Here is an 11805-nt window from a genome sequence, read left to right on the forward strand (position 1 = left end):
AACGATGGTAGAAAATTCAGTCATTTTTCACTTTACAAAATTTGCTACCACAATCCCGTTGAAGCAATAATACAATATTCTGATAATTTTGCAAAGTATTTATTTTGATTTTTCTAAAAAATTTTTACCATAGTCGAAAAGCCCGCCTAAATAGACGGGCTTTTTACTCATTTTTTATATACTTTCGAAAAATGTAGGACGTACGAAGGACCGATGACTGGAAAACCGATTTCCTCATATTGGTCATCGACGGCATACGTTCTTCCAGCTTGATAGATTGGAATAACGACGGCTTGTTCAAGCAAGTGTCGTTCGGCTTGACGATACGCTTCGTCGCGTGCTTGTTTCGACTCGGTCGCCTGCGCTTCTGTCATCAGTCGGTCGAACGTGTCGTCTGCATAGCCGCTCGAATTTAACACGTTGTCCGTCTCGAACTGGGTCAAATAAGCACGGAGCGACGGATAATCTGGCTGCCACCCGGATAACGAAATCGCATAGTCCCCTGCGACTTCTTTCCTAACTTTCTCGCCGAGCGGAAGTTCGACGATGTTGACGGTGAGCTCATCGAGTTGCTCAAGATTTTGTTTGATGGACTGGGCAATTTGTCTTGCTTCATCATCGACGAAACTGAGAAGCTCAATCTCAATCGTTTCTTGCTGCAACCGTTCCTTTACGGACTCGAACGTCTCGGCCGCTTCTCCATCAACGGTCGTGTTCGCTTCCGTCTCATCGATGACGAGCAAGCGTTCAGTCGTTCGTTCGGCCCGGGCGAGTTTCGGTGAAATCGCGTCCCGATCGACGGCGAGAGCAAGGCTCCGTCTAAATTCCACATCGTCGAACGGATACCCTTCGACGTTTGGCTTCAAATAGAAGATGCCGCTACGCGGGATGTCGACGAGTTTCCCTTCCCATGACTCGAGATCGGCCTCATCGGTTCCATACGGGACAGGATGCATCCCGTTCGTTTCAGTCGCGAGCGCCGTTTCCGTTCGGACGACGACGCGTTCGATCGTGACGTCCTCTGCCGCGTGATAGTTCTCATTTTTCACGAGCGTCACTTGTGCCGCGTCCATCGACTCGATATGGAACGGGCCATTGCCGTCAAGCGCAGTCCATTCACCAATCGCCGGCTGTGGCAAGAAGGCAGGCATGGCGAGTATTTCCTCGAACCCTTCCATCGGTCGCTCGAGGGTCACTTCAAGTGTCGAATCATCGATCGCCGTCACGCCGAGCGTCTCCGGCTCTGCCGTGCCGAGGCTGACCGCCTTCCCGTTCACGACATCTTCTAAGAAGAAACTGAACGGCGAATTCGTGTCATCGTCAGCGAGCGTCCGGAAATGATTGACGAACGTTTCCGCCGTGACGGCTTCTCCGCTTGACGTCTGACTGTCTTTTAACGTGAACGTATACGTCGTCCCGTCGTCCGTGCGCGTCATCGTCTCCACGAGCCCCGGCTCGATCGTCCCGTCTTTCCCGAAACGATATAAGCCTTCATATAAATGCGATAAAATCGTCTGCGAACTCGGGTCGATGGCGAGCAATACGTTCGGTTGCTCCGGGAGCGTCTCCCCGTGAATCGTCACGACTTGCTCTTCAGGTGGTGCTAGTTCTTTCGCCGCGTCTCGTTGTCCGTTCCAAAGAAAGAAAAAAAGGATAAGGACTGAAACTAACAAGGCGGCACCGATGAAAAATCGTTTCATCACGCATTCTCCTCTCTGTTAGTCCAACCCTTATACCCTAACCGTTTCTGTAACAATTTTCTAGTATTAGTCTGTCACTTTCGCGAACGCGAGCGTCGCGTTATGGCCCCCGAAGCCAAGTGAGTTGCTAAGTGCATACTGGATGTCAAGTTCCCGATTTCCGTCTCGAACGTAGTCGAGGTCACAGTCTGGTGCAGGTGACGCACAGTTGATCGTCGGATGAATCTTGCCTTCATGAATCGACAGCGCCGTGATGACGGCCTCGACCCCGCCTGCTGCCCCGAGCAAATGCCCGATCATCGATTTCGACGAGTTGACCGCGAGGTTGTCGGCGTGTTCCCCGAACACGTTCCGAATCGCTTTCGTCTCGAGCATATCGTTGAGCGGTGTGCTCGTTCCGTGGGCGTTGATGTATTGAACGTCCTCCGGGCGAATGCTCGCGTCACGAAGCGCCTCACTCATCGCTTTCGAACCGCCTTCGGCTTCTGGTGACGGTGCCGTGATGTGGTACGCGTCCGAGCTCATGCCGTAACCGACGACTTCCGCATAAATCTTCGCGCCACGCGCTTTCGCATGCTCGTATTCCTCGAGAACGAGCACGCCGGCACCCTCGCCCATGATGAAGCCGTCTCGGTTCTCATCGAACGGACGACATGCCGTCTCAGGGTCCGGGTTTGTCGACAGCGCCTTGTTCGCACAGAATCCTGCGAACGAGAGTGGCGTGATCGGTGCTTCCGCACCGCCGGCGAACATCGCGAGTGCGTCGCCGCGCTGAATGACGCGGAACGCTTCCCCAATCGAGTTCGTCCCCGACGCACATGCTGTGACCGAACAGTTGCTCGGCCCTTTCGCCCCGAGATAAATCGACACTTGGCCGCTCGCCATGTTCGGAATCATCATCGGGATGAAGAACGGGCTGATGCGGCGCGGTCCACGTTCGTGAAGGACCGTCGACTGTTTGTCAATCGTCTCGACCCCGCCAATGCCGCTCCCAATCCACGTTCCGACTTGATTCGGGATGGCCGCTACGTCGAGGCCGCTGTCTTTATGGGCGGCGTCTGCTGCTAAAATCGAGTATTGGATGAACGAGTCCATCTTGCGGATCTCTTTTGGCTCCACCAAATGGCTGATGTCCCACGACTTGACCTCGGCCCCGACTTTTGCCGGATATTGGTCGATATCGATCTTTGTCAACGTGTCGACGGCGTTGTCCCCGTTCAATAACCGTCCCCACATCTCGTTGACGTCGTTGCCTAGCGGTGATACAACACCTAACCCTGTAATGACTACTCGTTTCATGTCCTAATCTCCTCCGTGATGTTAGCGTTATTCCAAGTTAAACAGCTCGCTCCCCAAGTGAGCCCGGCACCGAAGCCGGCGATGACGACCGTCTGACCGGCCGTGATTTTTCCGCTCTTCACCGCCTCGGCAAGTGCGAGCGGGATTGAGGCGGCCGACGTGTTCGCATGGTCTTGAATCGTGACGACGACTTTCTCTTCAGCTAGCCCTAACCGCTCGATCGCCGCCTCGATGATACGGCGGTTCGCTTGGTGCGGGACGAGCACGTCCATATCTTGAATCGTCTTGCCGGCCTGTTCGAGCGCCTCGACGACGATGTCTGGCATTTTACGGACGGCGAACTTGAACACTTCGCGACCGTTCATAACAATCTTGCCTTCGTCGTTCTCATATAAATACTTCCCACCCGTCCCGTCGCTGCCGAGAATGATGGAGTCGACCGAGGCGACCTCGTCCTCGCCTAAGACGACGGCACCGGCCCCGTCTCCGAACAAGACGGCCGTCGATCGATCGTCCCAATCGATGAGATTGCCCATCTTCTCGGCGCCAATGACGAGCGTCTTTTTAAAGCCTTTCGACACCATCAAGCCTTTCGCCGTATCCATCGCGAAGATGAAGCCGCTACAAGCCGCGCTGACGTCGAAGGCGACGGCACGCTTGGCGCCAAGGTTCGCTTGGACGAGACACGCGGTCGCCGGGAAGGACGGTGCTGTCGCGGTCGCACAGACGATGGCGTCGATATCTTCGATTGAGACGCCCGCGCTCTTAAGTGCACGTTCCGCTGCGTGGGTGGCCATGTCGGCTACCGTCAAATCCGAATCGGCCAAGTGTCTCGCTTCAATCCCCGTCCGGGTCCGAATCCATTCGTCGCTCGTATCCATTCGTTTTTCCAAATCGACGTTTGTGACACGGTTTGTCGGAAGGAACGAACCGATGCCGATGATTCCAATGTTCATAATGATGACCCCTATTCTTAGTATCTGGTACTAATATAAGGGAATAAAAAAGGGATGTCAACGCATCCCTCTCAATTATTCACCTTGACCGAGTCGTTTCGTCACGGCCATGACCATTTTCGCAGAGTTAATCGAAGCCGTTTCTAAAAATTCATCAAACGACAAATTCGCTTCCTCGTCAGCACTATCCGAGATGGAGCGCGTGACGACGAACGGGACACCGAACTGATAGCACGTCTGGGCGATCGGCGCGGCTTCCATTTCGACGGCGGCGACACCGTCAAAATGCCCGAGAATCTCGGCGACACGTTTCGAGTCGTTGATAAACGAATCTCCTGTGACGATGAGTCCGGTATGCACGTTCACGTCAGGCAAGTTCTCAATCACTTCTTTACAGACGTCCATGAGTCGCGCATCAGCCGGATACGCCGCTGGCATGCCTGGTACTTGTCCGTACTCGTAACCGAACGCCGTCACGTCGACGTCGTGATGTCTTACTTCTGTCGAGACGACGACGTCTCCGACTTTCATTCCTTTTTTGAAACCGCCCGCTGAGCCGGTGTTGATGACGACGTCCGGCTTGAACTTGTCGATGAGAAGCGTCGTGCCGATGGCCGCGTTCACTTTCCCGATGCCCGACTTCAAAATGACGACCTCGACGTTGCCGAGGTAGCCTTCATAGAAGTGATAGCTCGCGATCTCCGTGTCCGTACGCTCTGTCAATTCGTTACGAAGCAAGTTCACTTCTTCTTCCATTGCTCCGATAATCCCGATTTTCATGTCCATTCCTCCTCAGAAAGAGAGCGACGTCCAAATGGATGTCGCTCGTTTGCGTTACTTGATTTCTTTGATTTCGACGACCATGTCGCCGCCAGGTGTCTGTACGTTGACGACATCCCCGACCGTACGGCCAAGAAGCGCCTTCGCGATTGGCGATTCGTTCGAGATTTTGCCTGTGAACGGATCGGCCTCTGCGCCACCGACGATCGTGTACGTCTCATCTTCGTTGTCTTCTTGGATGAAGAACGTCACCGTCTTGCCGATCGCGACCATCGAGTTGTCCGCCACGTCGTCTTGAATGATGACCGCGTTCCGGAGCATCTCTTCAAGTTGCGCGATTCGGCCTTCGACCATCGCTTGTTCTTCTTTTGCAGCGTCGTACTCAGCGTTCTCCGACAAATCGCCGAAGTCACGTGCGATTTTAATATTTTCAACGACTTCTTTACGGCGTACCGTCTTCAGTTCGTTCAATTCATTCTCGATTTTCGCTTTTCCGTCTAACGTCATGTAATGTTGTTTTTCAGCCATTTCTGTCACTCCTTCATTGTCCCCTAGTATATTACAGCTAGGCATAAATTGAAAACGATTTATTTATTAGGCGCGATTGCGCTCCGTGAGCACCCAACGAATCTTCGTCACGAGCAAATCGATGGCGACGAAGTTCTCGCCGCCTTCTGGGACGATGATATCCGCGTAACGCTTCGTCGGCTCGCAAAACTGCAAGTGCATCGGACGGACGACGTTCGTGTACTGGGCGACGACCGAGTCGATCGAGCGGCCCCGCTCATTCAAGTCGCGTTGCATCCGGCGTAAGATGCGGACGTCGGCATCGGTATCGACGAACACTTTAATGTCCATCAAGTCACGGAGACGGTCGTCCTCGAGCGCCAAAATCCCTTCGACGATGACGACGTCGACCGGTTCGATCAAAATCGTCTTGTCTGAGCGCGTGTGGGCCGCATAATCATATACCGGCTTCTCGATGGCCTGATGTTCTTGTAGCTGTTGAATATGCTCAATCAATAGATCGTTGTCGAAGGCGAACGGGTGGTCATAGTTCGTCTTATACCGTTCCTCCATCGTCATCTCCGATTGATCTTTATAGTACGCGTCTTGCTCGATCATGACGACCGATTGTCCTTTGAACGCATCCACGAGCGCGCGGGCAACGGTCGTCTTTCCTGACCCGGTCCCCCCGGCCACGCCGATAATGACGGGTTTATGTTGCATCAAAGTTGAATCCTCCTCATCGTAATTTACGACTGATTGCTAGGCCATCACCAAGGGGCAAAATTGCGGTATGATAATCGGTCCGTGCCATCAATTGCTCAGTAAACTCTTTCACGAGACGGACGAGCCTGCGGCGGCGGCGGTCAAGCACCGACACGTCTTCAAGCAAGACGTCGCCTCGTAAAAATAAATTATCGCTGTAAATCGTACCACCAATCGGTACTAAAGCGCCATACCCATCGAAAAACTTTTGATACTGTCCTTTCGCCGCATCGATGAAGACGGCGTCGAACGGCCCTTCAATCGAACCGATCAACTCGACGGCATCGCCATGGATGACCGTGATTCGGTCCTTCACGTCAGAGCGACCGATGAACGATAACGCCTCTTCATGGCGACGCGCGTTCCGTTCGATCGTGACGATTTCAGCGGACGGCAACAGCTCCGCCATCCGGATGGCCGAATAGCCGATGGCCGTCCCGACCTCAAGAATCCGGACCGGACGCTGCATCGCGAGGAGCGACAACAGCACTTCCGACCCGGTCAAGTCCATGATTGGCACGTGATGGATGCGGGCGAACTCCTCCATCTCCGCTAAGAGCGGCGACCGAGGCGTGACCAACTGTTCCACATAGCCTTCATAGGATGCATGTTCCACTTTCTGACACCTCTACCTCTCTATTCATTCAAACGACCGGAAGCGAGTGCTTCCGGTCGATGCCGTCAATTGTTGTTTGCTGCTTCGAACGCTTCCCATTCCGGACGGTACTGGTTCACGTTCTGCTGGTGTTCCTCGTACGTCACTTCAAACAATACTTCGCCGTTCGGGAACCCCTCACGAGGCGGCCGTGCATAGAAATAGAAGTTTGCTGTGTCGTTCGGGTTGAGCGTCGCGGCGAACGCGTCCCGGCTGACCGATGCGATTGGACCGATCGGGATGCCGGCATACTTGTACGTGTTATAGAGCGAATCGTTTTGTAAGTCGTTGAACGATGTGAAGATCGACGTCTCTCCCGTCCCGTACCAAACGGTCGGGTCCGACTGGAGCCGCATGCCGTCCGCTAGACGGTTTTCGAACACACCGGCGATCTCTTGACGGTCTTCCGTCGAGACCGCTTCTTTTTCGACGACTGACGCGAGCGCGAGCGTCTCATGGAACGTCCGTCCCGCTGCTTCGAGCGCCGCCTTGTTCTCGTTGTAGAGCTGTTCGGTCGGCTTTAACATCTCATCGATGATCTGCGTGAGCGTGACCCCTTTATCGAACTCGTACGTTGCCGGGAACAAGTAACCTTCTAACGGATGGTAAATGCCTTCCGCTAACACTTCGTCTGTCAACATCTCGTGTTCCGCGACAAGAGAAGCGATATACTCCTTGTCACTCAATTGAGCCGAAATTTCTTCTTCCGGAATCTCAGCGACGTTCGCAAGCCGTTTGATGACTTGGTCAATCGTGAACCCTTCTGGAATTGTCAATCGGATATCTGGAACGACGATCACTTTGCCGGTCTTCAGCGTTGCGATCATCTCGTCAAGCGACTGTGACGGGGATAACGTGTACGTCCCCGCTTGGAACGATGATTCATTTTTAAACCGTGTGTAAAGACGGAAAATCGCGCTATTCCTCACGAGTCCATTCTCTTCGAGTAGTTCGCCAATGTACCCTGAGCCTGCACCGAGTGGCACCTCGACTTCGACCGTTTCAGTCGATGTCGGGTCCACGGGCTCAAGTGACCGTTTTACGAATGCGTACGAGACGGCAGCACCGGTGGCGATGACAAGAAGAAAGACAGCAAGGATAATCACCGTGATACGACGAACGATCCGGCTTCGTGCACGCTTCTCATCTGACATCGATGGATAGTTCATGCATGTTCTCCCCTGTTCTTCTTTTATGAAGATGGGCGACGAGGGTTTCCCCTAGCCGCCCGTCCACGTATTAGTCTAAACCGACTTCGTCGTTGACGATGTCGAATGCTTCCATGACTTCTTCGAAGTCGTCATCGTCTTCGACGAGCTTCAAGATGAATTCGCCATCTTCAAGTTCTTCGATTTCGAACGCGTATACTTCGATTGTATCTTCATCTTCTGTCTCCGGGTTGCCAACCGGCTCGAGAACGACAAACGTCTTCTTCGAGCGGTCGCTCGTCATCCGGAAAATTTCTGCAAATAAATGCTCGTCTCCATTTTCATCTGGAATACGGTACATTTCTTCTTCACGACGGATTTCTGCCATGAGTAATTCCTCCTTATTTCCCTGAACGATCCAGGTAGTTTTGTAAAATCATGACCGCCGCCATCTTATCGATGACCGCTTTTCTCTTTTTGCGGCTGACGTCTGCCGAGATGAGCATCCGCTCCGCTTGCATCGTCGTCAGGCGCTCATCGACTAAAATCGTCGGTAAGCCCGTGGCCTCGGTGAGGGCAGCGGCAAACGCCTCTGACGCCTCGCCTCGCGGCCCGATCGTCCCGTTCATGTTCTTCGGGAGACCGACAACGACTTCTTTCACTTCGTACTGCTCGATGATTGGTCGGAGCAGACGGACGGCCTCGTCAAAGTCCGGCTCGGTCCAGTAGACCGTCTCCACACCTTGTGCCGTCCAGCCCATGAGGTCGCTCACGGCGACCCCAATCGTCTTCGACCCGACATCGAGCCCCATGACTCGCTTCATATTAATCCTCTCTACGATCGTTCAAATACGATTTGACCAGCTCTTCGAGCAGTTCATCTCGTTCGATTTTGCGAATCAAGTTTCGCGCATCGTTATGACGCGGAATGTAGGCAGGGTCACCTGACAACAAATATCCGACGATTTGATTGATCGGTTGGTAGCCTTTTTCCTCGAGCGCTTTATACACCGTGATCAGTGTCTCCCGAGTGTTGGCTCGATTATCATCTTCTGGAAAATTGAATTGCATCGTGCGATCCATTTGGCTCACAAGAATCCACCTCTTTCCGTTTGCACTTCACATTCTATTATGCCAGTGATTCGACGTAATGTGAAGCAAACTTCAATGCTTCATCGAGTTTTGTCGCATCACGGCCTCCGGCTTGCGCCATATCAGGGCGACCGCCACCGCCGCCACCGCAACGTGTCGCGACTTCTTTAATCAGTTTTCCGGCGTGGAAGCCACGGTCGTTCAAGTCTTTCGTCACACCGGCGACGAGATTGACTTTGTCGCCGTTCGCCGAGCCGAGGATGATCACGGCTGAGCCGAGCTTGCCTTTCAACTCATCAACCATGCCGCGGAGCGCGTCCATGTCTTGGCCGTCGACGCGTTTGGCAATCAACTGGACCCCTTGAATCGTTTCAAGCGCATCCGTGAGTGACGCCGCTTCGATGTTCGCGAGCTTCGCTTTGAGCGACTCGTTCGCACGTTCCACGTCTTTCAACTCGGCTTGGAGCGCCTGGACACGTGTCGGCACTTCAAGCGGTTTTGTCTTGAGCAGTTTTGCTGCCGATTCGAGCGTCTCGATTTGCTGGTTCATGACTTCGTATGCGCCCGCTCCTGTGACGGCCTCGATGCGTCGTGTACCGGCACCGATCCCTGACTCCGACAAGATTTTGAAGAGTCCGATTTCAGCCGTGTTGCCGACGTGGCAACCACCGCAAAGCTCGACCGAGTCTCCGGCCGCGACGACGCGGACGACGTCCCCGTACTTCTCACCGAAGAGCGCCATCGCACCTTTCGCTTTCGCGTCGGCGATGTTCATCTCTTCGATGTCGACACCAATCGATGCCCAGATGCGTTCGTTCACTTGACGTTCAATCGCCTGAAGCTCTTCTGCCGTCACTTGACCGAAGTGCGAGAAGTCGAAGCGGAGACGATCCGCCGTCACAAGGGAACCGGCTTGGTTGACGTGCTCGCCGAGCGTGTCTTTCAAGGCACGATGCAACAAGTGTGTCGCCGTGTGGTTCTTGATGATCGCTTGACGTGCGTCTTGATCGACCGTTGCCGTCACTGCGACTTCCGCCTTAGCGATGCCCGACGTGACCGTGACCGTATGCAAGTTTTGACCGTTCGGCGCTTTCGAGACGTCTTTGACGTGAAGGACGAAGTCCGACCCGACGATTTGACCTTTGTCACCGATTTGACCGCCGCTCTCCGCGTAAAATGGCGTCTGGTCGAGGATGACTTGGGCTTCCTCTCCGGCTGCGACGACGTCGACGAGCTCACCGTCATGAATCAAGCTGACGATTTTCGCCTCTGTGCCGAGATTCGTATAGCCGATGAACGACGATTCGAGCGTGATGTCTGCGAGTACACCCGATTGGATTTGCATCGACTCGACGTCGGCGCGCGCCATGCGGGCCCGCTCACGCTGTGCGTTCATCGCTTGTTTGAAGCCGTCCTCGTCAACCGAGAGGTTATGGTCTTCCGCGTACTCGATCGTCAACTCGAGCGGGAAACCGTACGTGTCGTAAAGACGGAACGCGTCTTCCCCACTGATGACGTTCGACCCAGTCGCTTTTTGCGCTTTCGCGACTTCGTTCAAGATGGCAAGGCCGTCATGAAGCGTCTCGTGGAACCGTTCCTCCTCGTTTTTGACGACTTTCTTGATGAAGTCTTTCTTCTCACGGACCTCAGGGTAGAAGTCGACCATGATGTCGCCGACGACGTCGACGAGTTCGTACATGAACGGACGCTCGATTCCGAGCATCTTCGCGTAACGAACGGCACGACGGAGGAGACGACGGAGGACGTAGCCACGGCCTTCGTTCGATGGGAGTGCCCCATCCCCAATCGCGAACGATACGGTCCGGATATGGTCGGCGATGACTTTGAACGCCACGTCTTTACTGCTGTCGGCACGATACGTCTCGCCGCTGATTTTCTCTGTCTCGCGGATAATCGGCATGAAAAGGTCTGTGTCGAAGTTCGTCGGCACGTCTTGCATGACGCTCGCCATTCGCTCAAGACCCATCCCCGTATCAATGTTTTTCCGTGGGAGCTCGGTATAGTTGCCGTGCCCGTCATGGTTGAACTGACTGAAGACGATGTTCCAAATCTCGAGGTAGCGCTCGTTCTCGCCGCCCGGGTAGAGTTCCGGGTCGGTCGGGTCGTCACCGAACGACGGGCCGCGGTCGAAGAAGATTTCCGTGTTCGGGCCAGACGGGCCTTCCCCGATTTCCCAGAAGTTTTCTTCGAGCGGGATGATGCGGTCAGCCGGTACGCCGAGCTCGATCCAGATACGTTTCGCTTCTTCGTCTTCCGGGTGAATCGTCACGGAGAGGCGGTCCGGGTCGAGTCCGTACCACTCATCGCTCGTGAGAAGTTCCCAGCCCCACTTGATCGCATCTTCACGGAAGTACTCCCCGACCGAGAAGTTTCCGAGCATCTCGAAGAACGTATGGTGACGAGCCGTCTTTCCGACGTTCTCGATGTCGTTCGTCCGAATCGACTTCTGTGCGTTGACGATTCGCGGGTTGGCTGGAATGACGCGACCATCGAAATATTTTTTAAGCGTCGCGACGCCCGAGTTGATCCAAAGCAGTGTCGGGTCCTCGACCGGTACGAGCGAAGCGCTCGGTTCGACCGAATGTCCTTTTGATTTGAAGAAATCTAAATACATTTGGCGAATCTGTGCGCCAGTTAATGGTTTGAGCGGTTTCATCAACAATTCCTCCTTATTCTGAACGAAACGAAAAAAAGCGATGTCCATCCCTATGGAAAGGGACGAAAGCATCGCTTCGTGGTACCACCCTCGTTCGCACGGCAAAGCCGTGCCTCGAACATCCGATAACGTGGATGAGGCGCCCAGGATGAGTGGGGACTCCAGACTAGCTTCGGTCGGCCGACCCCCATCTTCTCGCAGCCTAGGAAGATGTCTCTGATGAGGC

General features: G+C 54.2%; 12 protein-coding genes. All 12 read right to left on the reverse strand.

Annotated features, from left to right (window positions below):
* Positions 1 to 167 precede the first annotated feature (167 nt).
* The 12 genes from KNP76_RS02970 to alaS all read right to left on the reverse strand — a co-directional run bounded on the left by KNP76_RS02970 (position 168) and on the right by alaS (position 11579).
* The gene (locus tag KNP76_RS02970; protein ID WP_214842576.1) at positions 168 to 1700 is read right to left on the reverse strand and encodes a peptide ABC transporter substrate-binding protein; all 1533 of its coding nucleotides are present in this window, start codon (positions 1698 to 1700) and stop codon (positions 168 to 170) included.
* Positions 1701 to 1766: 66 nt separating this feature from the next.
* On the reverse strand, positions 1767 to 2999 hold the full coding sequence (fabF, locus tag KNP76_RS02975) for a beta-ketoacyl-ACP synthase II (RefSeq protein WP_214842578.1): 1233 nt from the start codon (positions 2997 to 2999) through the stop codon (positions 1767 to 1769).
* Entirely contained in the window at positions 2996 to 3955 is a 960-nt protein-coding gene (locus KNP76_RS02980; protein ID WP_214842580.1) for a beta-ketoacyl-ACP synthase III, read from the reverse strand. The genes fabF and KNP76_RS02980 overlap by 4 nt, the downstream gene beginning before the upstream one ends.
* Positions 3956 to 4030: 75 nt before the next feature.
* Positions 4031 to 4735, reverse strand: coding sequence for a 5'-methylthioadenosine/S-adenosylhomocysteine nucleosidase (gene mtnN, locus KNP76_RS02985; RefSeq protein ID WP_211779721.1), 705 nt, complete (start codon positions 4733 to 4735; stop codon positions 4031 to 4033).
* Between the two features lie 54 nt (positions 4736 to 4789).
* On the reverse strand, positions 4790 to 5263 hold the full coding sequence (gene greA, locus KNP76_RS02990) for a transcription elongation factor GreA (protein ID WP_029595793.1): 474 nt from the start codon (positions 5261 to 5263) through the stop codon (positions 4790 to 4792).
* A 66-nt stretch (positions 5264 to 5329) separates the two neighbouring features.
* Positions 5330 to 5965: a uridine kinase gene (gene udk, locus KNP76_RS02995; protein ID WP_214842581.1), complete on the reverse strand. Its 636-nt coding sequence runs from the start codon at positions 5963 to 5965 to the stop codon at positions 5330 to 5332.
* Between the two features lie 16 nt (positions 5966 to 5981).
* Positions 5982 to 6623: an O-methyltransferase gene (locus KNP76_RS03000; protein WP_211779722.1), complete on the reverse strand. Its 642-nt coding sequence runs from the start codon at positions 6621 to 6623 to the stop codon at positions 5982 to 5984.
* Positions 6624 to 6688: 65 nt separating this feature from the next.
* Positions 6689 to 7831 (reverse strand): endolytic transglycosylase MltG, encoded by a 1143-nt coding sequence (gene mltG, locus KNP76_RS03005; protein WP_081825914.1) that lies wholly within the window; start codon positions 7829 to 7831, stop codon positions 6689 to 6691.
* A gap of 70 nt (positions 7832 to 7901) precedes the next feature.
* Positions 7902 to 8198 (reverse strand): DUF1292 domain-containing protein, encoded by a 297-nt coding sequence (locus tag KNP76_RS03010; RefSeq protein WP_024369916.1) that lies wholly within the window; start codon positions 8196 to 8198, stop codon positions 7902 to 7904.
* Between the two features lie 13 nt (positions 8199 to 8211).
* Complete coding sequence (ruvX, locus tag KNP76_RS03015) at positions 8212 to 8634, reverse strand: Holliday junction resolvase RuvX (RefSeq protein ID WP_024369915.1); 423 nt, start codon at positions 8632 to 8634, stop codon at positions 8212 to 8214.
* 1 nt (position 8635) lies between these two features.
* Complete coding sequence (locus tag KNP76_RS03020; RefSeq protein ID WP_024369914.1) at positions 8636 to 8902, reverse strand: IreB family regulatory phosphoprotein; 267 nt, start codon at positions 8900 to 8902, stop codon at positions 8636 to 8638.
* A 37-nt stretch (positions 8903 to 8939) separates the two neighbouring features.
* Positions 8940 to 11579, reverse strand: coding sequence for an alanine--tRNA ligase (alaS, locus tag KNP76_RS03025; protein WP_214842583.1), 2640 nt, complete (start codon positions 11577 to 11579; stop codon positions 8940 to 8942).
* Positions 11580 to 11805 lie beyond the last annotated feature (226 nt).

Source organism: Exiguobacterium sp. s150, from assembly GCF_018618435.1.
In the GTDB taxonomy this organism is placed as follows: Bacteria; Bacillota; Bacilli; order Exiguobacteriales; family Exiguobacteriaceae; genus Exiguobacterium; species Exiguobacterium alkaliphilum.